Here is a 21818-nt window from a genome sequence, read left to right as displayed (position 1 = left end):
AATGACGGGTTAGACTAGTCAAGTCAGTGATTTTGTTTTACAATTAAAAAGAAACGAGAGAAAAAGGAGACAAAAAAATGGGCAAATTTCAAGTAATCGACCATCCATTGATCCAACACAAATTAACGATTATTCGCGACAAAAATTGTGGTACAAAAGTTTTCCGTGAGGTTGTTGATGAAATCGCTATGCTGATGGCATATGAAGTATCACGTGATATGCCACTTGAAGACATTGTCATCGAAACACCAATCACAGAAACAACACAAAAAACATTGTCTGGTAAAAAAGTAGCCATTATCCCAATCTTGCGCGCAGGTATTGGAATGGTTGACGGAATCTTAGAATTGATCCCAGCAGCTAAAGTCGGCCACATCGGATTATACAGAGATGAAGAAACATTGGCACCGCACGAGTATTTCGTTAAATTACCGGAAGATATCGACGCACGTCAATTATTCGTAGTTGATCCAATGTTAGCGACAGGTGGCTCAGCGATCATGGCGATCGATGCTCTGAAAGCACGTGGCGCTTCAAACATTAAATTTGTTTGCCTTGTTGCAGCTCCAGAAGGTGTTAAAGCCTTACAAGAAGCACATCCAGATATTGATATCTATACTGCTTCATTAGATGAAAAATTAAACGACAAAGGCTATATCGTTCCTGGTCTAGGCGATGCTGGCGACCGTTTATTTGGTACTAAATAGGAAAAATCAGCTATACAAAAAATCTGGGATTTTCCCAGATTTTTTTTTATTTCATTCAGTCAAAATAAAAACCATCCACTTGATGGATGGTTGAAAAAACTAAATCTTACTCATATCTTTGTAATTGATAATGACGACGCCTTTACTTTGGGCCATCAAATCGGTATTCTCATTAGTTTCATCAATTGCAACAACAGCAGAGTTTTTCAATTGCTTGGAAATCGTTCCGGTTTGCGTTTTTCCGTGAATCATAAAGGTAACATGTGTATCAGTGGTAAATTTTTCTCCAAATTCTGACGGTTCGACCTTTGTTTCAAATTTTCCAAAAGTTGCCATTTTCATAAAACCTGCCTTTCATCTATAATTATAGCACATTTTTTGAAAAAAATCATGAAAGTAGAAAAATCTTCCACATTACCCCTTTACATTTCTTAACATAACGACTATAATTTCTCTTGGAAACGCCAGCTTAGCTCAGTTGGTAGAGCAACGCACTCGTAACGCGTAGGTCGTAGGTTCGATCCCTATAGCTGGCATACGATAAAAGCAGACATATCAAGGTTTTTACGCCTTCGATATGACTGCTTTTTGTTTTTTTGAAAAGTGAATGACTAAAAATGCCTACTTACAATAATTTTATTCCAATTGTTCATTTTGATTGATGAGACACGAAAATAAAAAATTTTACTTGCATTTTCGAATTATTTTAAACGAATTTTAATCATAGGTCAAAAAGTTTTTTAATATTCTATTAGTTGCCATTTCATAGGCATATAATCGTATTCTATTCATGCAATTAACACTAATTAAGTGGTTATGTTTAACCTACATTTTATTTTTATGTGTTTTTTTTAAGGTTGACACATGTGAGCTTTAAGAATATACTCTAAACGAATTGAATATTTCTTCGGGGCAGGGTGTAATTCCCGACCGACGGTGACGAGTTTACTCGAAGTCCGTGAACCACATTTTTGTGGTTGAGCTAGTGAAAATCTGGCACCGACAGTTAAAGTCTGGATGGGAGAAGAAAAATCGACTGAAGATCGGTTTTATTTGTATTAAAATCGATTATCTTTAGGTTTATTTAGTTATGCCCTGTGATTAAATTCGCAGGGCATTTTTTGTTGAAAGGGGGAATTGATATGCACCAGTCTTTCATGTTAGCTGCGATTGAAGAGGCAAGAAAAGGAAAGGGAAAGACCTTTACCAATCCATTAGTTGGAGCTGCGATTGTTAAAGAAGGAAAGCTACTCTCACTAGGTGCGCATTTACATTATGGTGAGGCTCACGCTGAAGTAAATGCTATTCAAAATTGTGGTTCCCCCGAAGAACTGTTTGATTCAACTTTATATGTTACTTTAGAACCTTGTAACCACCAAGGAAAACAGCCACCTTGTACGCAAGCCATTGTCCAGTCTGGTATCACAACGGTAGTCATAGGCCAACTTGATCCAAATCCTTTAGTAGCAGGAAAAGGCAGAAAATTTTTACAAAAGCATGGAATCAAAGTAATTGTAGGCGTAGAAGAAGAGAAATGTAGAGCATTGAATCCTTTTTATAACCATTTTTTTGAAATGGATCGTCCCTACATCACGTTAAAACAAGCTGTTACACTAGATGGGAAAATTTCTATGCAGAAAGATTCTAGGTACTCAATAACAGGCTCAGAGGCAATCTCAAGAGTTCGCAAAGAGCGAGGAGAATATCAAGGAATCGTGGTAGGGAGCGAAACCGTTCTAATTGATGACCCTCTTTTGTTACCTGATGTTGAAACTATCTTCCCGCCAGTACGCATTGTTTTGGATCGTAGAGGACGGATCCTTAAAAGCCCTAAACTCGATCTTTTTCAAACGACAACAAGTCCGGTCTGGATATTTACGGAAAATCCTAAGCTAGAGGAACTATTTTCCCATGTAACCATTTTTTATACACCTAAGTTTTCTTTTCCATTCTTTATTGAGACCATGAGAAAGAAAGGTATTCAGTCGTTGTACGTAGAAGGAGGAGCGAAAATCCATGATGCTTTTTTAGCAGAAAGTCTCTGGGACGAAGTCATCAGTTATATTGCACCCAAACTTTTTGGTGGAAAAAGTCCGATGTCTTTTCATAGTGAACGTTTAGTCTCTAAAGATCAACAATTAGAATTTTTGGAAGTTGAACAGCTTGGAGAAGACATTCGAGTTAGGGGGAAACGAAAGCAATGTTCACAGGATTAATCATTGAACAAGGAACAGTCAAAGAAATTCGACGAAAGCAACAAATGATCCAACTCACTTTTCAAACTTCCAATAGTGTCCTACGTGATTACAAAATTGGAGATAGTATGGCAGTCAATGGGGTATGTTTAACTGCTATTGAGATTTCAAGTACTTTTTTTAGAGCTGAAATAATGCCTGAAACCTTTAAAAGGACCACTTTCTCCACCTTAAAAGTTGGAGATAGGGTAAATTTAGAACGAGCAGTTTCCATGACACAACGCTTTGAAGGCCATTTTGTTTCGGGACATATTGATACTGTTACAAGATTGATCAAAAAAATAGAGAATCAAAACGCATTAGTTTTGACATTTGCTTACCCAACCAAATATGAAGGTGAAATCATTCCACAAGGATCAATTGCAATTAATGGAGTAAGTTTAACAGTTACGGATACAACAGCAGCAAGCTTTTCAGTTAGTCTGATTCCACATTCCAAATCTTTGACAAATCTAGGGAATTTAGGTGTAGGACATCTTGTGAATATAGAAACGGATATCGTTGGAAAATATGTAAAGGCACAGAGAAAAAAATTTGAGAGGTACAAGGAGAAGGACTTACTATGAGTAATATTACTGAAGCAATAAAGACTTTGAAAAAGGGCGGTCTAATCATTGTAGCTGATGATGAAGATAGAGAATCAGAAGGAGATTTAGTTGGTTTAGCCGAATATGTGACACCTGAGGCGGTTAATTTCATGATTAAATTTGGTCGAGGATTAATATGTGCGCCAATATCTAAGAAGATTGCGCAACACTTATCTTTAGAAGAAATGACAACTCATAATACTGATGCGTTTGGTACAGCTTTTACGATTAGTGTGGATCATAAACATACGAAAACTGGTATTTCAGCATTTGATCGAGCTACTTCCATTAAAGCATTGGCTGATCCTCATTCGAAATCAAGTGATTTTCTTAGACCAGGACATATTTTTCCTTTGATTAGTGTAGATGGTGGAACGCTTATACGTCGAGGACACACCGAAGCTGCAATTGATTTGGCCAAATTAGCTAATAGTATGGAGGCCGCTTATATTTGTGAGATCCTGAAAGAGGACGGGACGATGGCAAGGATGAAAGATCTGACACGTTTATCTAAAGAATGGCAATTACCCTTTATCACTATTGAAGAGTTGGTAAATTTTTTAGAAGAAAGTAGTCATATAACAGTAAATTTACCGACAGATTATGGTGATTTCAAATTGACTATTTATGAAGATGGAGAAAAGCTGGAGCATTTATTGCTAACAAAAGGAGATATTCAAAATAGTCAGTCTCCTACATTAGTCCGTGTTCATTCAGAATGTTTAACTGGTGATGTCTTTGGTTCTCATCGTTGCGATTGTGGTGAACAGTTACATGAAGCAATGAGAATGATTGCAGAAGAGGGGACTGGAGCTATTCTTTATCTTCGTCAAGAAGGTCGTGGAATTGGATTGAGAAATAAGTTAAAAGCTTATCAATTGCAAGAACAAGGGTTTGATACTTATGAAGCAAATATTGAATTGGGCTTTGCTCCGGATGAACGGGATTATCACTTTGCAGCAGACATTTTAAAATCAATTGGTGCAACTTCTATTCGGTTACTTACAAACAATCCTGATAAAGTAACAGAGTTACAAAAAGATGGAATTACGATTGTAGAAAGAGTACCCATTGAAACCTTTCCACAAAAGGAAAACCAAGCCTATTTAAAAACAAAAAAAGATAAGTTCAATCATTATTTATCAGTATAAAAATAAAGGAGTGAAGACATGACGATTTATGAGGGAAATTATTCTACAAAGGATCTTCGAATAGGGATAGTAGTCGCGCGATTTAATGAATTTATCAATCAAAAATTGTTACAAGGAGCGTTGGATAATTTAAAAAGACATGGCGTTAAAGAAGAACAAATTGATATATATTGGGTACCGGGAGCTTTTGAAATTCCTTTTATTACCAAAAAACTCAGCAAAAAGGATAGTTATGATGGGTTGATTACGTTGGGGACAGTGATCAGAGGCGCAACTACTCATTATGAATTAGTTTCCAATGAGGTAGCAAAAGGTGTCGCACATATTAACCTAGAATCCAATATTCCCGTGATGTTCGGTGTATTAACCACAGAATCCATTGAGCAAGCAATTGAAAGAGCAGGTACGAAAGCAGGAAATAAAGGTAGTGAAGCTGCTCAAGGGTTAATTGAGATGATTTCTCTTTCACAACAAATTTAAGAATTATTATTTTTTTAAATATGATGATTTTACTGCGGATATACTAACCTTAGATTCAAATCAGTTATGAGGGGGAAATAATCATTAGTCATCTATTTTTGTTGATGATTCATTTCACTATTCTTAGCAATTGTAGTGTCAATTCCCTTTACAAGTAACGTGTAGGTTTGATTCCTATAGTTGGCACACTAGATAAACACCGTCATATAAAGGTTTATACCTATATATTGACGGTGTATTTTGTGTTTTATACTGTTGCTTTGAATATTGCTGCTTTTTCAAATGATACTAAAGGAGAAAAATGAATTTCAATATCACCTGTTTGATTTAAACCAAAATGGGCTATAACGTCCATCTGTTTTCCTGGTGCAACAGACCCCAAGGTATTTTCATTCGCATAGCTTTCAGATTTTTTATCGTCCGATCCATACACTTCCACATCGGCACCTACAGGAATGTCTGAGTCACTTTCATTTTTTACAGTATAATTGATTTTGACTACGTTTGCTGGTTGTTCATCTTCAAATTGATTTCTTTCGTCAGTTAGTTCAACACTATTGAGAGTGTATGAAGCATCCCCGACTTTAACAGTATCCCCAATTTTATAGAATTCAATAGCGTTACTCGATGATTGAGTAGTTTTAGTTGTTTCAGTTTGATTTTGTGAGGATATCTTTTCTCCACCATTTTTATTATTACTTTCACCTAATGAACCGCCAATAATTGCGATAATAATTACTGCTAGTACCCAGAACCAAACTTTTTTATAGAAAGGTTTAGTTACTTTATACATCTTTCCATCTTGTCCCATTACTTTTTTTGCCATTTTACAATTCCTCATTTCTTGTTATAATATACTTTGTTATTTCAGAGACAAGTAATTAGTCCGTGTTGCAGCACGGACTTTTTCGTATATTAGTTGTTTTCTTTCTATACATATATAATATTTAAAAGTTCCGTAATGTTACAATATTTTACTCAACACATTTTTCATATTGCTGATATATTTCATGATTTCCCTTGGAAGATATGTCATTTGGGTCTCGTAATATCTCAGCATCGACGTCGAAAGTTTAAATGTAAGATTATTAAAATCATGATTTTTAAAAATATGTTTGAGTGATAGAAATTCCCACTGTTTCATGAAGCTAATGTGATAAAAAACCATTATAATAATATCAAATATTTTTAAATATGTAAAAAAATATTTGTTTTTTTATGTGTATCTAAAATAAGAAAAAATTACCTTAAAAAAACGTTTATTTTTTATATTAATGTTATATATTTTGATTCATTTTTAAGAAAACGCTATCAAAAACATCCTGACACTGTTACACTTTAACTAAATGAGTGAAAGGAAGTGGACAGCAATGGATTTAGTGATTGCAAAAGATTATGAAACGCTTAGTGAAGTGACAGCGGGGATCGTCTTGGAAAAAATGTTGAAGAAAAAACGAGTGAATTTGTCTTTGACGACAGGAAATTCGCCTAAGATGGCGTACGAGATTTTAGTGGAGACGCTTAGTAAATTACAGATGGATACATCGATGATCCATTATTATAATTTTGATGAAGTGGCATTAAAGGACAAGCAGTATGGTCTGACTATGTCAGGACTGAAAGAAGCCCTTTATGATCCTATAGGGGTCGCTACTGAAAATATCCATGAACTGACTATTGATAATTATCAAGATGTGGATAAACGAATGGCGCAAGCGGGTGGATTGGATCTAGTCTTGATGGGGCTTGGTGAAGATGGTCATTTTTGTGGAAACATGCCTGGATATACGGATTTTAGTAAGGAGACTTATAGCATTCCAGTCATTCCAGGAGATCAGATGTATGAATCGTTAAAAGAACATCTGGGAGAAGAACCTGGTGATTACTTTGTGACATTTGGGCCAAAGACGGTCATGGCAGCGAAACAGTTAGTATTGATCGTTAACGGGGAGCATAAAGCAGAGATCATCAAACAAGTGATCGAAGGACCAGTAACAGAGCAGATTCCTGCATCGATCTTGATGACTCATCCCGATATCACAGTGATTTTAGATGAAGCAGCTGCAAAATTATTAAAATAAATAGTCATATCAATGGATTGTTTCAAAGAACAACACAGAATCCACGAAAATCATATTACCGATTTTTGTGGATTTTTTTGCATGTCTGAATTTAACTGTAGACTCGTTTTCCATCGTATTCTCCGGTAGAATAGATAAGAAAACAGACTATATCGTTCATTGGCGAAAAACTGCCAGAATAGGAGAAAGAGATGAATCAGTTTTATAAGAGAATCCAATATAAATTTTCTGAATTAAATCAAGTGGAAAAAAATATCTTAGATTATTGTTTGCATCAATCAAGAAAAGTTTCCTCCATGACAGCCGAAGAATTAGCGAGTGAAACATTTACCAGCCAATCGACTATTACTCGAATGGCAAAAAAGCTTGGCTTTAAAGGATTTCAAGAATTTAAGTTTGCCCTTAAAAGTTACCGGTCATTAGAAGAAACGAGTGGTTCTACTGATGTGTCGGATGAATTCAAACCATTGATCAATGAAATCCTTCGTCAGTTTACAGAGACGTTAGAAAAAATCGAGCCGAAACAAATCAATCGCGCAGTCAATATGATTAAAGAAGCACAACGTATTGAACTGTTTGCTGTAGGGCAAAGTATTCCGGTCGCTGTTTCCCTGAATCGAAAATTGCATTTTCTTGGTAAAAATGTGGGGCATTCAACCGATTGGGACGAATTGCTAGCAGTGAGTAAACAACTAGGAGAAGGAGATCTTGCTATTTTTATTAGTCATAGTGGGGAAACATTAGGAATGCTCGATTATGCTAAACGACTAAAGGAGCGAAATGTTCCTCTGCTGTCTTTTATTGGTCAACCGACAAGTTCTTTAGAAGAATTGTCGACGGTCGCATTTATTGCAGAAATGTTGACGATCTATCATCAGAATATTGATTTGAGTCCAAGAGTTTCAATGGATATCTTGTTAGATATTTTGATGATCCATTATGCGAAACAAGTCATTTCTCAGAATGGAGATTCTAATTTATGAATGCCCATTCTACATGGACAGGAAGTATTGCAACCGCCTTTGTCATCGCTTACATTTTAAGGGTAAGAAATAGAGTAAGGGGGAAAAGGGATGCAAAAAGGGAAGAAAGCAAGTTGGATGGAGATTTTTCAAGGGTTAGGCAAAACGTTCATGTTACCAGTCGCACTGTTAGCTTTCATGGGATTGTTCTTAGGGATTGGGAGTGCGTTCTCCGCTGAATCAGCAATTACTGCTTTTCCATTTTTAGGTGCTGCTTGGTTACAGGTGATGTTTCGCTTTATGTCGACGATTGGTGGCTTTGCTTTTAGCTATTTACCTGTGATGTTTGCCATGGCGATTCCTTTAGGCTTAGCACGTAAAGAAAAAGGCGTGGCTGCTTTTTCTGGGTTTGTTGGATATGTAGTGATGCAATTATCGATCAATTTTTATTTGCAAGAAACGAATCAATTGGCAGCAAGTGAACAATTACGTGAAGCTGGTCAAGAAATGGTTTTTGGTATCCAAACATTATCTATGGGTGTTCTGGGAGGGATCATTGTCGGGCTAATCGTTTATCAGCTCCATACGCGATTTTATCAATTCCAATTACCAGATAGTTTTGCCTTCTTTTCAGGGACACGTTTTGTACCCATCATTACTTCAGTAACTTTAGCAATTGTTGGCGTGTTGATTCCGATGGTTTGGCCACTTTTTGCCATGTTGATCACTGGGATCGGAAATTTGATCCAACGCTCTGGTGCATTTGGCCCGTTCTTATTCGGTTCTGGAGAACGACTCTTATTGCCATTTGGCTTACATCATATTTTAGTATCGATGATCCGGTTTACAGAAGCTGGAGGAAGTCAGGTCATCAATGGGCAAGAAGTCTTTGGCGCACTAAATATTTTTTATAATGAATTGCAACAAGGATTGGCGATTTCACCGAGCGCCACTGCTTTTCTTTCACAAGGGAAAATGCCGACATTCATGTTTGGCCTTCCCGCAGCGGCTTTAGCGATGTATCAAACCGCAAAGCCAGAGAATCGTGCAAAAATCAAGGGATTATTGATTTCAGGTGTGATTGCTACTTTTGTAACAGGAATTACTGAACCAATCGAATTTCTCTTCTTATTTGTCAGTCCTCTCTTATGGGGATTCCATGTGTTGATGACTGGTGCCGGATTTATGGTCATGAGTTTGTTGGGCGTAACGATCGGGAATACCGATGGCGGAATCCTAGATTTTATTATTTTTGGGGTCATGCAAGGCACTTATACTAAATGGTGGTTGGTTTTAGTTGTGGGGGCTTGTTGGTTTGGTATCTATTACTTTACATTTAAAACAGTGATTTTACGCAAAAACTTAAAGACTCCAGGACGTGAAGAAATAACTGCTGAGACAGAATATACAGACGAAGAAGTAACATATAAAGGAAAAGGCACAGTTGATGCACGAGGAATCTTGGCTGCTTTAGGTGGTGCTGAAAATATCACTTCTTTAGATAATTGCATCACACGTCTAAGGTTAGTGGTGAATGACGGATCGATCGTTGATGATGACCGACTGAAAAAATTAGGTGCATTAGGCGTGGTTCATTTGGATGATACGAATGTACAAGTCATTATAGGAACAAAAGTGACGACTGTTAGAAATCAACTGGACGACATCTTGTCGTTCTGAAATCGGGAGAGTGTAGAAGATGTCTTTCAATGAACAAATCGATCGTAAAGGGACGTATTGTACGCAATGGGATTATATTGAAGACCGCTTCGGTAAAAATGATCTCTTGCCATTTACGATTTCTGATACAGATTTTAAAGTACCAACAGGCGTCGAAGCTGCGCTCCAAGAAAGGTTAAGACATCCAATTTTTGGCTATACTCGTTGGAATCACACAGATTTCAAATCAGCAGTCACTCACTGGTACAAAGAACGTTTTGGACACCAGATCGACGAGGACTGGTTGGTTTACAGTCCTTCCGTCATCTATAGCATCAAGCAACTGATTTGTTTATTAAGCGAATCGGGAGAAGGTGTGATTATCCAAACGCCTGCTTATGATGCCTTTTATAAACTGATTGCTGGGAATGGCCGCAAACTGGTAAGCAATGAATTGATTTATCAAGAAGGTGCCTATAAATTGGATTTTGAGGACTTGAGGCGCCAATTTGAGCAACCGGAGAATAAAATTTTGTTATTGTGTAGTCCCCACAATCCAACAGGTAGAGTGTGGACCAAAAAAGAATTAGTGAACATCATCGAGCTTGCTCAAAAAAACGAGGTGTTCATTATTTCGGATGAGATCCACATGGATATTCTCAGAAAGGGACAACACCATCAACCACTGACAGAATTGATTCAAAAAAATGTCGCAGTCGTCACATCAGGAAGTAAAACATTTAATTTTCCTGGATTGATTTTTTCTTACGGATTGATTCCAGATTCGTCCTTGCGCCAGCGGTTTTTACAACAGATGAAAGAAGCTGATGGCCTCGGTTCCACGAGTGTTTTTGGATTAGTTGCTACGATTTCGGCGTATGAAAAAGAAAACAACTGGGTCAGTGAACTCAATCAGTACATTGATGATAATATTGCTTTTGTCACTGCGTACCTTAAAAAACATCATCCGAAAATCATCGTGACCAAAAGCGAAGCCACCTACTTGATGTGGCTCGATTGTGCCCGACTCCCATTCACTATGGAAGAACTTCAGCAACGAATGATCGAACGAGGCAAGGTTGCGATCATGTCAGGCGAAGTATATGGGAAAGCTAGTCACAATTTTTTGCGATTGAACGTGGGATGCCCACGTAAGAAATTGGAAGAAGGATTGCGGCGATTGACGGAGAGTTTGGGGTAGATAGGATAGTAACAAATACAAATAAATGGAACTTAGTATAATAAACGAGATAAAAAGTTAAAGGTAAGCGGGTATCTGGCTTATGTTTAGAAGTTCACGCGAATAGCTTATATGTATAGGTTCAAGAAGTTGAAAAAATATGGAGAAAGTGCGTTTCCTGAAAAAAGGAGCGCACTTTTTGCCATCCATGATGAAATAAAGAAACTAGAACAAGGAAGTCGTTAAACTAGATTTATAAAAAAATTCAGGACTTCTTGAACCCAAACGAGAAGTCCTGTTTCTATTCTTAAAAGAACATAAATGAAGGGCTTGCCAAGCATTGGTCGTTTCAAGCAATAGAATTGGCTAGGAGAGATCATCTACATTCTTCTGAAAGAAGTCCATTCTTTTAATTAACCGTTTATTCGGTTTAGGTGGTGCAAGAGAATTAATTTCCCAGACACGTTTCTTCGTTAATATGCATTTAATAAGTAGGTACTTTTTAATTTTGTCTCGGCTTATTAGGTCAGTTCTGATCACTTTGCTGAGTCCTTTTTTTGTTGGATAAAGAAAAAATAGGTCATTCAGATACGTAAAAATTAAATAATAAATCTTGAGGATAGTTCCCCCAGCGATCGCCGAAGATAGTCAAACCACCAGCATTTTCAGCAGTAGCAGGCGCAGCGATTTTAAAGGTGAAAAAGTCACTATGATCTAAGTCGATTTCATTAAGGTTGTGATCTGTTAATTTCTCTCCATCGAGGGAAGTGTCATAGCGATTGATGCGTAAATGCTTAAGTAATCCATATTGACTAAATTCATCGATCCACCATTTTGGAGTCAAGGAACCTCTAACATCTGAAAAGTTCCCTGGAATGGTGTATTTACCAATGCAGTGGTTGTTTAAGTAAAATGAAAGATCACTTGGCCAATAGTTATTAGAGATTGGGAACTCAGAAGCGATTTCCATGCTGATTTCCAATAACTCGATTTTTTCACCAGTTTTCAAAGGATTTGGAATTTTGTATTCTAGAAACCCATTATTTAGCCAGATGATGCTCGCATCAACACGATCTTGGTCAAGAAAAGACTTAGGGTCGTCTAATGCGCCAATCAATCGATCTTTCGTCGCCATACCGCAGGAAGGCTTAGCTTCAAAATCGGTAAAGTGACCTATTTTCACTGATTGGGAGGTTAAATTCATTTGCGGAAACACTTTTGCGGGGAAATTGATATTGATGAAATCAGTTTTTAGAGATAAGTATTTTTTCTTCCAGTCTTGCCCCGATCCTTTTTCTGTTTTGATCAACTGTGCTTGTTCAAGTTTTCGGATGTGCTTTGTCATCAAAGCATTGCTGATCGCTAATTTTTGCCCAATTTCACTGATGCTTTTCTTACTATCTCCTAATTCTCTTAAAATTGCTAAGCGAGTTTCATTTGCGAGTGCTTCGTAGATCGGTAAAGATGCTTTCGTTAAATCCAATTCCATAGCTATCACCTCGTTATACTAATTAGTTTAATGAAAAGATGGATTAATTATATCACATGCTTTTGGATTTACAAAATTGTAAAATGATGGAATCCACCGTAATAAGCTTGTTAAAATAATATTGACAGCGCTTTATTTTTATAGTAACTTTACGGTGTAAACATTGGTGGACGATAGTCTAACAATTATGTTTATTGATAATCAGGTATCATTTTACTTTTTAGTTAAATAAAAGGGGTGTGGAAATTGAAAGTAAAAAAATTAATTGTTTTAGTTGGAACAAGCTTATTATGTACGGTGCTTTTAGCTGCTTGTGGTGGAAGTAATAGTTCAAGCAATGATTCGGAAATTTTGCTTTGGTCTTCGACGACGGGACCGGACGGTGAAAAAATCCAAAAAACGGTTGATCAATACAATAAAACAAATCCAGACTTTAAAGTAAAGTTAGTTAGTATGCAAGGTGACACCTTTACTTCGAAGTTGACGACTGCTGGAAAATCTGGCAAAGGCGTCCCAGATTTAGCTTTGATTGCATCGGAAGCTTTACCCACGTATAAGAACCAAGAGATGCTTGAGACTTGGGATGACATGATTGAAGGAACTGAATTGACACGTGGAAATTATGTAGAAGCTGCTTGGGATACTGGTGTGGTGGAGGATAGTCAATATGGGATTCCAGCAACGATGGGTTCGTGGGTGATGTATTACAACCAAGATTTGGTGGATAAATATGTTCCAGGAGCATTGGATGATGGCGTAGTGACATATGAAGAAATCAGACAGGCTGGGGAAAAAGCAAAAGCAGATGGTATTTATAGTTTTGGCTATACATGGGGCATGCAAAATTATTCTAATCTTTACCAGCAAATGGGTGGAGAATGGCAAGATGCACAAGGAAACATCGCTATCGATAATGATATTTCTTACAATGCCGTTCAAGAGTTTAAAACGCTATATGATGCCGGCTATATGGTCCCAGATGGCGAAGATGCAAACAAACTTTTTGCAAACCAACAGCTGATTTTTCTTCCAGAAGGAACATGGATGTTAAGTAATATGGAAGGAATAAGTGACTTCACTTGGGGTCAGACATTTACGCCGCAATGGGATGCTGGACATATCGTTCAAGGTTCAGGCGTCGATCAGTTTGCGATGCTTAAAACGAGCCAAGAACGTTCGGATGAAAAGAAAAGTGGTATGATCGACTTTCTCACTTGGTTACAAGCAAACCAACTAGAGTGGGTCAAATCTGGCGCAAATCCAACTTCCTTAGCAATGTTAGACAATGAAGAATATGTGGAGATGCCACAATCATTCTTGTTGAAAACAGAAAAAGGACAAGCGGCAATTTCTGTCAACACGGTTGATGGCTTATCTTACATTTTTAGTGAATATGATAATCGTTCATGGGATATGATCACAGGAAAAGCAGATATCCAAACAACTTTTGGTGAGATCCAAAAAGTCGTAGAAGAAAAGATGAAATAATATCCTCACTTGGAGACTGTGGCAGAAGGAAGAGTGACCGTAAAAAGAATTCAGTCGGTTTTTTGATGGCTAGGAATTCCGATGGGTAGGCTAATTTGCTGTCACAGTCGTTTCTTGTTGAAGGGTTGACTAGAAATACAGAGAAGGATGTGTATTGATGAAAAAAAGATTAAATGCCTGGCCAGTCGTTTTTATTGGTCCGCATATGCTCCTTTTTCTTTTATTCTTTTTAGTTCCGGCAGTTATTGGGATTTATGTTTCTTTTACTGAATGGGATTTGTTCAGTACGCCGATTTTTATCGGATTTGATAATTTTAAAACAATTTTATTTGATCAAGACTCGTTATATCATACGCAATTTTTTAATGGAATGAAAAATACGCTGTTTTTTGCGGCAATCTCAGTTCCACTATGTATCGCGATCCCTTTATTATTAGCAGTTGCGTTGTCTACTAAACCAAAATTGATGCGTTTTTTTCAATCGATTCTTTATTTACCTACATTATTTGCAATCTCTGCGGTCATGATCATTTGGGGATTTCTTTTGAGTAAATCATTTGGACCAATCAAAGAAGTATTCGGCATCGATATCAATTTTGTGGGCACTCAACCATGGGCTTGGATCGCTATTTTGATTGTGACGATTTGGTGGACATTAGGTGGGAATCTGATTATTTATGTGGCTGCATTACATGGCGTCTCAAAAGAACAGTTAGAAGCAGCGGAATTAGATGGTGCGAATAGTGTTACTAAATTTTTCCGTATTTCTTTACCTAGTATTCGCAACCAACTCATCTTTACAACGGTCATGACGACCATCGCTCAGTTTAATATCTATGGTCAGCCACTAATGTTGACGGGAGGCGGACCCAATAATTCCACTCGGGTGTTGATGATGTATATCCAAGAAAATGCCTTTGGTAGTAGCACCTCGGTTGCAGGCATTTCTTCAGCGATGGCCATTCTATTAGGTTTTGTGATCATGGCAGTTTCGATTGTGCAATTTCTGGTCATCAAAAAAATGGAAAGATAGGAGGGAAGAAGATGCGAGAAAACAAACTAGGGAAAAGGATTGCCTTTATTTTACTAGCAATCGTGTGCGTCATTTGGATCTTTCCTTTGATATGGGCGATTTTCACCTCATTTAAATTAGAGGCAGAGATTCAAAAGGTTGGGTTCAGTTTGATTCCACAAGATTGGACACTTGCTAACTTTTTGAGCTTGTTACAGGGCAATGATTCTTCTCCTGTGTTCCGCTGGTTTGTGAATTCCATGATTATTTCAACTTCACATACCCTATTAGTTATGGTGATCGTCTCGTTTGCGGCCTATGGCTATACACGACTCACTTTTAAGGGAAGAGATGTTATTTTTGCTTTATTGTTAGGAACCATGATGTTTCCCGGAGTGGTCAATTTGATCCCGAACTTCAAAATCGTTGATACTCTAGGTTGGACAAATACATTTCTAGCAGTCATCGTACCTGGAGCAGCAGGTGTTTATAACATTTTCCTCGTTCGACAGTTCATTTTAGGAATTCCCAAAGAATTGGATGAATCGGCTGTGATCGATGGGGCAAATGAGTTTCAAATTTTTTATTATATCATTTTACCGCTGATCAAACCTGTATTGACTGTGGTTGCATTGTTTAGTTTTACTGGCTCATGGAATGACTTCTTGTGGCCATCGATCGTGATCAACGATATTGATAAATTACCGATCACACCGGGGCTGCAATTGCTGCAAGGTCAATACATGACCTATCCAGGAATTGGAACTGCTGGTGCAATCTTGGCTTTGATCCCTACCTTTTTATTGTATTTGGTGGCGCAAAAGAGCTTTATGGCGTCGATGTCGTTGCAAAGTGGTATAAAATAATTTGTTTTTTGGAGGAAATATGATTAGAGAAGAATACCCGAGACCGCAATTTGAGAGAGGGAATTGGTTAAGCCTAAATGGTGAATGGCAATTTGCCTTTGATGACCAAAATCTTGGTTTGAAAGAAAAGTGGTACATAAATGAAGCAAATTATGCTTACAAGATCAATGTTCCTTTTGTCTATCAAAGTGCATTAAGTGGCATTGATCAGCGAGAAGTTCATGATGTTGTATGGTATTATCGGACCTTCAATGTACAGGTTCCTGAAGAAAGCCGTGTCCTTTTACATTTTGGTGCAGTGGACTATGAGGCCGATGTATTTGTCAATGGACATCATGTGAAAAATCATTGCGGAGGGCACACCTCTTTTGATATTGACATTACGGATGCTCTTGTGACGGGAGAAGAGCAGATACTAAGTGTGCGAGCATTCGATCCGCATTTTGATGAAAGCATTCCACGTGGGAAACAATTTTGGGAAGAAGAATCAGCAGGGATCTGGTACACAAACTCAACGGGGATCTGGCAGCCGGTCTGGCTAGAAGTAGTTGCTGCGACCCACTTGCATCAAGTGAAATTTACTAGTGATTTTGATGCTGGCGCCGTGATGATCGATGTTGAATTGAATCAGTTAAAGCCACAATTGGTGTTAGAGTATCAAATCTATTTTAAAGGTGCTTTAGTCATCAGTGGGGCTGCAGAGTTTGTGACTTCTAAGTTAAGTTTTGCAGTCGATATTTTCCAACAACAAATTTTCCGGACCAATTTTCATCACGAAGGCTGGTCTTGGACACCCGAAAATCCGCAATTATTCGATGTGGAATTGACTCTTAAGGAAGCGGGAAATGCAATCGATCAATTAAAAAGTTATTTTGGTATGCGTAAAATACAGACAGCAAATGGCATGATCTACTTAAACAACAAACCTTACTATCAGAAGTTGGTTCTTGATCAAGGCTATTGGCCTAATGGCTTGTTGACTGCCCCTACGGATGAAGCATTTAAACAAGATATCTTATTAGCAAAAGAAATGGGGTTTAACGGTTGTCGTAAACACCAAAAAACAGAAGACCCGCGCTTTTTATACTGGGCAGATAAATTGGGATTTCTGGTTTGGGGCGAGTGTGCAGCACCGGCGATCTATACCGACCTTTCTGTGACGCGCTTGATGCAGGAGTGGGCAGAGATCATTACTCGTGACTATAGCCATCCTTCGATCGTCACTTGGGTACCGATCAACGAGAGCTGGGGTGTACCAAAAATCTCTTTTGATCGCCAACAACAGCATTTTTCTCAAGCAATGTATCACTTCATCCATTCACTAGACCAGCAACGATTGGTTATTTCAAATGATGGTTGGGCGATGACGGAGACAGATATTTGTGCGATTCATAATTATGCTCATGGACAAGAATCTGAACGACAAAAATATCTGTACTTTAAAGACAGTCTCAGTACGAGAGAAAAATTGGTGAATCGAGTATCAACACCATGGCCGATTTTCGCTGGAGGATTTTCTTATCAGGATCAGCCTATTTTATTAACCGAGTTTGGCGGTATTGGCTTTGATGTTTCTGGACAACCAGGTTGGGGTTATACCTCAGTGGAGAATAAACAAGATTTCTTGAAGGATTATCAACGAATAATGACGGCTGTTTATGATTCTATCGGACTTTGGGGTTATTGCTATACCCAATTGACAGATGTTGAGCAAGAAATCAATGGGCTACTGACCTATGACCGACAACCGAAAGTTGATTTAGCAGCTATTAAAGAAATCAATGATCAGTTCCATCCAACGCAGGTGGAATAATCCCATTGTTGTGGAAAGGGGCGATGTCCGATGGGAAAATCAGTGGATTGGCTCAGTAGTGTAAGTGTCCTGTTTGCTGCGCTTGTGATAACAGGTTGTGGGGCTGGAACTGATACGGGGGAAGAAGTGTCCGATTTTACTTCTATTATCGATAATGATGGAGCGGATCCTTGGATCTTGCAAACGGAGTCTTACTTTTATTATACCAAAACGACTGGGAATAACTTAACGCTATGGCGTGCTGAAAACCTCTCTCTCGTAGCAACCGGTGAAAAAAAGATCATCTGGGAAATACCGGAAGAATTTGAAAGCATCTGGGCACCGGAGCTTCATTACTTAGATGATCGCTGGGTGATGTATTTCGCGGCTAATCACCCTTCAGAAACGCATCGTATGTACGCATTAGTCAATCATCAAAAAGATCCTTACATGGGTGAGTGGCAATTGGAAGAGATCAAAGGGATGGATGATAAATTTGCGATTGATGGCACCGTCTTAGAGATCAATGACAAACGCTATTTCCTTTGGTCTGGTTGGGAAGGATATGAAAATATTGCTCAAAATCTTTATTTAGCGGAAATGGTTTCTCCTACAAAAGTAGTTGGTGAAAAACGGCTTATCTCAAAACCAGAATATGAATGGGAAATGCGTCAAACGCCATTGATCAATGAAGCCCCTCAAGTGATAACCAAAGATAAGACAGTCAATTTGGTATATTCTGCGAGTGGGAGCTGGGACAACGATTATGCGCTAGGTCTTATGACCCTAGATGTAGCTGATGATCCGCTAGAAAAAGCCAATTGGCAAAAGGAACCAGAGCCGATTTTCCAACAGACAAACACTGTGTATGGACCTGGTCATAATGGATTTGCCAAATCAAAAGATGGTTCTGAAGACTGGTTGATTTATCACGCTGCTCGGTGGGATCATTCGGGCTGGGACCGTTCGATCCGCTTGCAAAAGTTTGGTTGGGATCAAGAGGATAAAGTCCTACTGGAAGCTCCTTTGGATGAGTGGCATGTTCAAGCGTTACCAAAAGCTGAGCCGAATCGACTGCGATTAACTGCTAGCCGTACTTTGCTGGAAGGCGATTTAGCGCTTGTCGAAGATGAGGAAGCACTCTCTAAGAAAGTCGTACAAGGATTTGAGTCAATTACTGACAAAATCATTTTTACCCCGCAGATCGAGAAAGCAACTGAATCTCTAGTGATTGTCTATGTCAAAACGAAGGATCCTCTTATCATGAATGAACCGATACGGATCAAGATCGAAACGAAACAAGCAAGTCAGTTGGTGGATGTGTATCCTTCCGAATATTATCAACCGCTACAAGTCCGCATGAAGTTACCGAAAGGATCGCAGGAAATCACCCTTTCGTCTGAGATTGGAGTTGATACTCTAAGTATTGATCGTTTAGAAATCGTAAAATAAAGAATATTGAGGAATTCTTCCAACTAACAACGATTGGTGACAATCATTTGGTTCATACTAATTTGTCTTTATATGATCTAGCATGAGTCTTAGACTGTAGACAAACTCTTAAAGCTAGAGTTTTGTTTATAGTCTTTTTTATATTAGTTGAATAAATTAGTTGAATTTTTTATCAAACGATGTAAAGAGAAATTTTAGAATGATTGGTTGATCTGAAACAAAAGCAAAATTAACTTTTGTCTTTCACCTTAAAACCGAATAAATGACAAAAACAGAAGTGAGCTCTTTTTCATTTCATTAAAAAGCCTTGCCTGTGCCGTATCATGATTTGCAACTTAAAGTGATAAAAAATTCGAAAACCATTGGCATTTTTTGATTTAGTTAATATGAGTGAGGAATTTCTATAGCAGTATCAAAAGCCATTATTTTTTTATACTATACTGGTACTAGGTAGGGTGTTTACATAAAAGTAAAATAAATGAGCAAAAATGAACGGAGAACAGATAAATTTTAAATAACTAACATCACATATTTTTATTTATATAAATATATACAATAAGAAGTTATATTTTGTTTACATACATTATTCTATTGGTGAAGATATCTTCTGAAATCAAAAAAAGTAAGTATGCTTGGTAATGAATTATAATTGTAGGTTAAGGAGGAATTAAAATGAAAAAAATGCTATTTTTTATGGCGGTGATTGGAATAGTAACTTTTTGTGATGCAGTCTCTGCACAAGAAGTCAATCAATTGAGTGAACAGGAAAGTGAGATTGCCAATAAGGTAGTTAATTCAGCCGATTTTTACGATAGGGTAAGTATATCTTTTCGAGAAAAATATGGGAATTTATCTGACAGGGAGTATCAAGTACAAGCAAAACTGGACTTTTCTAAAGGAATTTTGGATGAAGAATTTGTTGAGGTATTTGAAGATGAAACAACGGGTGAGCAAAAAGCAATCATCTACGATAAATCCCAAAATAATAATTTAGTTGATATAGATTTTAAACAAAAAGACTATTTTATAAGTCAATACAATGTTGATGTAAATCAAGCAAATAAAATGAAATCAATTGAAAATCGATTAACAAAAAATGCTTCAGGAGAAACGGTTTTGAATCAACGAGATTCTGTTTTACCGCTATCTATGTCGGCAGATGCTGTCTTTTCACAACTTTATGGTGCTCAACTTTTTTCTCTCTATAATCATTGGGAAATTATTCAGACAGAAAAGCTACTCGGTAGGGACGTTGTTATGATTGAAGGAGAGTATCCAGATGAATTAGGGATAAAATTAAACGCTCAAAATTTTAAAGCGTGGATTGATGAAGAAACAGGGGTTATTCTTAAGCTTGAAGGTTTTGTTGATTCCGTAATAACCAATTATTTAATTGTGGATACGATTGATTTTGATTCGGAAGTGTCAATTAGAGATATAGATGAAATAAAAAATGACAACTTAGAGAAATATAGATTTCCAAAAGAAAAACAATATTCAGGAGATGAAACTTCAACTAGTGTAAAAAAATCTAATTTAGCTAAACAACCACGGATCGATTCATATGTTATCGATAACGATCCCTTAGCCGGTCAAGGAACAGCCACTAATTATAACTTTAATTGGATTGCAAATGCATCTGCATTTAACGGAGAAGAAAGATATGTAAGTAGTGACAGTAATGCGTGGTACTTTTATTCCTTAAACGGGGGCTATACGAATTATCAAGTACAAGCTTATGTATGTTCACCTAGAGCCTACAGTACAGCTACAGGTTATTGGAGTGAATATCTGACAACAAGAATTGGTACGTTAAATCAAAATTTAGCCGCTTGTGGATGGAACACATTTAGCGATTCTTATACATTTTTTAGTCACTTGAGAATAAATGTCGCACGTTCAACAAATAGTGTGGCAGATGGAATAAATTTTCGGATTTTGAATTAAATAAATTGATTATTTGAATAAGCCGTTGATATTCTGTCTTCTTTATTTTTTTGAAATGACGGGAAAGAGAGCAAACTAGAATGAAGAAACGAATAATATCCATCCTGCTATTTCTATTACTAATGGCTGGCTGTAGTAGCGAAACAAATACAAGACAATTTGAAATGAGTGACAGCGTTCCGGAAACAAAAGAAAGCACTCAATCACAGGAAATAGCTGATTCAGACGATTTAACATTCGAGGAATATAAAAAAGCCTTTTCTGGTCCGGGAAAACTCGATGAAGCATATCAGAAATTAAAAATAAAAAGCGATATTTCCCACGACCAGTTACACGATCTCTTGATTAAGTATTCCTGGAAACTGGAGGGAGGGGGTATTTTGATCTTCAATGAATCAGGTGAAGTACAGCGAATCAATCTGTCTGGGCTGATAGAGTATGCTGGAATATATTCAGTTAATCAAGATAACTTCTATTTAGAACCAGATCCAGCAAGTGTGAACTATGCAAATGTGATCAAAGATCATAAGTACAGGATCGAAGCAGATAGATTGTTTTTATTCAGCGAGGAAGTGAAAGAACATCAAGTCATTATGTATCCTATGAAAAAAATAATTCCATAAACCAGTATTTTTTGTGCTCAATCTATTTATAAGTCATTAAATAAATAAGCGATTTAAAGCATCGGTATTCTGCCGATGCTTTTTTGT

19 protein-coding genes, 1 tRNA gene and 1 riboswitch are annotated in these 21818 nt (G+C 37.4%); of the genes, 17 read left to right on the top strand and 3 right to left on the bottom strand.

All coding sequences use genetic code 11. The annotated features are described in order from the left end of the window. Positions 1-77 precede the first annotated feature (77 nt). Entirely contained in the window at positions 78-707 is a 630-nt protein-coding gene (gene upp / locus IGJ99_RS11750) for a uracil phosphoribosyltransferase (protein WP_010736621.1), read from the top strand. Positions 708-806: 99 nt separating this feature from the next. On the opposite strand, the gene IGJ99_RS11745 is transcribed toward upp, so the two are convergent. Beyond that, positions 807-1049 (bottom strand): hypothetical protein, encoded by a 243-nt coding sequence (locus IGJ99_RS11745; RefSeq protein WP_010736620.1) that lies wholly within the window; start codon positions 1047-1049, stop codon positions 807-809. 121 nt (positions 1050-1170) lie between these two features. On the opposite strand from IGJ99_RS11745, the gene IGJ99_RS11740 reads away from it, so the two are divergent. From IGJ99_RS11740 to ribH, 5 genes are all read left to right on the top strand, one after another. After that, positions 1171-1243, top strand: a tRNA-Thr gene (locus tag IGJ99_RS11740). Positions 1244-1606: 363 nt separating this feature from the next. Then, positions 1607-1740: riboswitch (FMN riboswitch) on the top strand. A 109-nt stretch (positions 1741-1849) separates the two neighbouring features. Continuing rightward, entirely contained in the window at positions 1850-2923 is a 1074-nt protein-coding gene (gene ribD, locus IGJ99_RS11735) for a bifunctional diaminohydroxyphosphoribosylaminopyrimidine deaminase/5-amino-6-(5-phosphoribosylamino)uracil reductase RibD (RefSeq protein ID WP_438770925.1), read from the top strand. Next, positions 2908-3528, top strand: coding sequence for a riboflavin synthase (ribE, locus tag IGJ99_RS11730; protein WP_438770850.1), 621 nt, complete (start codon positions 2908-2910; stop codon positions 3526-3528). Before ribD ends, ribE begins: the two co-directional genes overlap by 16 nt. Continuing rightward, the gene (gene ribA, locus IGJ99_RS11725) at positions 3525-4700 is read left to right on the top strand and encodes a GTP cyclohydrolase II (RefSeq protein ID WP_153830119.1); all 1176 of its coding nucleotides are present in this window, start codon (positions 3525-3527) and stop codon (positions 4698-4700) included. Before ribE ends, ribA begins: the two co-directional genes overlap by 4 nt. Positions 4701-4718: 18 nt before the next feature. Next, positions 4719-5180, top strand: coding sequence for a 6,7-dimethyl-8-ribityllumazine synthase (gene ribH / locus IGJ99_RS11720; RefSeq protein ID WP_062805754.1), 462 nt, complete (start codon positions 4719-4721; stop codon positions 5178-5180). Between the two features lie 247 nt (positions 5181-5427). Here the strand turns inward: ribH and IGJ99_RS11715 are convergent, their stop codons facing one another. Then, entirely contained in the window at positions 5428-6006 is a 579-nt protein-coding gene (locus IGJ99_RS11715; RefSeq protein ID WP_010734606.1) for a DUF4352 domain-containing protein, read from the bottom strand. A 544-nt stretch (positions 6007-6550) separates the two neighbouring features. On the opposite strand from IGJ99_RS11715, the gene IGJ99_RS11710 reads away from it, so the two are divergent. The 4 genes from IGJ99_RS11710 to IGJ99_RS11695 all read left to right on the top strand — a co-directional run bounded on the left by IGJ99_RS11710 (position 6551) and on the right by IGJ99_RS11695 (position 11083). Then, positions 6551-7261, top strand: coding sequence for a glucosamine-6-phosphate deaminase (locus IGJ99_RS11710; protein WP_010734607.1), 711 nt, complete (start codon positions 6551-6553; stop codon positions 7259-7261). 191 nt (positions 7262-7452) lie between these two features. Next, positions 7453-8244, top strand: a complete 792-nt coding sequence (locus tag IGJ99_RS11705) for a MurR/RpiR family transcriptional regulator (RefSeq protein WP_438770849.1) — start codon at positions 7453-7455, stop codon at positions 8242-8244. Between the two features lie 90 nt (positions 8245-8334). Continuing rightward, complete coding sequence (malX, locus tag IGJ99_RS11700; protein ID WP_194179504.1) at positions 8335-9903, top strand: maltose/glucose-specific PTS transporter subunit IIBC; 1569 nt, start codon at positions 8335-8337, stop codon at positions 9901-9903. Positions 9904-9922: 19 nt separating this feature from the next. Then, the gene (locus IGJ99_RS11695) at positions 9923-11083 is read left to right on the top strand and encodes a MalY/PatB family protein (RefSeq protein WP_010734610.1); all 1161 of its coding nucleotides are present in this window, start codon (positions 9923-9925) and stop codon (positions 11081-11083) included. 559 nt (positions 11084-11642) lie between these two features. Here the strand turns inward: IGJ99_RS11695 and IGJ99_RS11690 are convergent. Then, positions 11643-12551 (bottom strand): ArsR/SmtB family transcription factor, encoded by a 909-nt coding sequence (locus IGJ99_RS11690; RefSeq protein ID WP_010734611.1) that lies wholly within the window; start codon positions 12549-12551, stop codon positions 11643-11645. A gap of 246 nt (positions 12552-12797) precedes the next feature. Between IGJ99_RS11690 and IGJ99_RS11685 the strand changes: the two genes are divergently transcribed. The 7 genes from IGJ99_RS11685 to IGJ99_RS11655 all read left to right on the top strand — a co-directional run bounded on the left by IGJ99_RS11685 (position 12798) and on the right by IGJ99_RS11655 (position 21731). Beyond that, positions 12798-14039 carry an ABC transporter substrate-binding protein gene (locus tag IGJ99_RS11685; protein ID WP_335883035.1) on the top strand — a complete coding sequence of 414 codons (1242 nt, stop codon included), beginning with the start codon at positions 12798-12800 and terminating at the stop codon, positions 14037-14039. A gap of 157 nt (positions 14040-14196) precedes the next feature. Beyond that, positions 14197-15072 (top strand): carbohydrate ABC transporter permease, encoded by an 876-nt coding sequence (locus IGJ99_RS11680; RefSeq protein WP_041684286.1) that lies wholly within the window; start codon positions 14197-14199, stop codon positions 15070-15072. 11 nt (positions 15073-15083) lie between these two features. Then, a complete protein-coding gene (locus tag IGJ99_RS11675; RefSeq protein WP_194179502.1) occupies positions 15084-15917 on the top strand; it encodes a carbohydrate ABC transporter permease in 834 nt (277 codons plus the stop codon). 19 nt (positions 15918-15936) lie between these two features. Continuing rightward, positions 15937-17730, top strand: coding sequence for a glycoside hydrolase family 2 protein (locus IGJ99_RS11670; RefSeq protein WP_438770848.1), 1794 nt, complete (start codon positions 15937-15939; stop codon positions 17728-17730). A 30-nt stretch (positions 17731-17760) separates the two neighbouring features. Then, complete coding sequence (locus IGJ99_RS11665; RefSeq protein ID WP_438770847.1) at positions 17761-19161, top strand: glycoside hydrolase family 43 protein; 1401 nt, start codon at positions 17761-17763, stop codon at positions 19159-19161. Positions 19162-19833: 672 nt separating this feature from the next. Further along, positions 19834-21108: a hypothetical protein gene (locus tag IGJ99_RS11660; protein ID WP_224434224.1), complete on the top strand. Its 1275-nt coding sequence runs from the start codon at positions 19834-19836 to the stop codon at positions 21106-21108. An 80-nt stretch (positions 21109-21188) separates the two neighbouring features. Next, positions 21189-21731, top strand: a complete 543-nt coding sequence (locus IGJ99_RS11655) for a hypothetical protein (RefSeq protein WP_438770846.1) — start codon at positions 21189-21191, stop codon at positions 21729-21731. The last annotated feature ends 87 nt before the right edge of the window (positions 21732-21818 follow it).

Origin of the sequence: Enterococcus sp. AZ095b, from assembly GCF_051714725.1 — a bacterium.
In the GTDB taxonomy this organism is placed as follows: Bacteria; Bacillota; Bacilli; order Lactobacillales; family Enterococcaceae; genus Enterococcus_B; species Enterococcus_B pernyi.
Note: the sequence above shows the minus strand (reverse complement) of the source record. Positions and strands in the feature narration are given on the sequence as shown.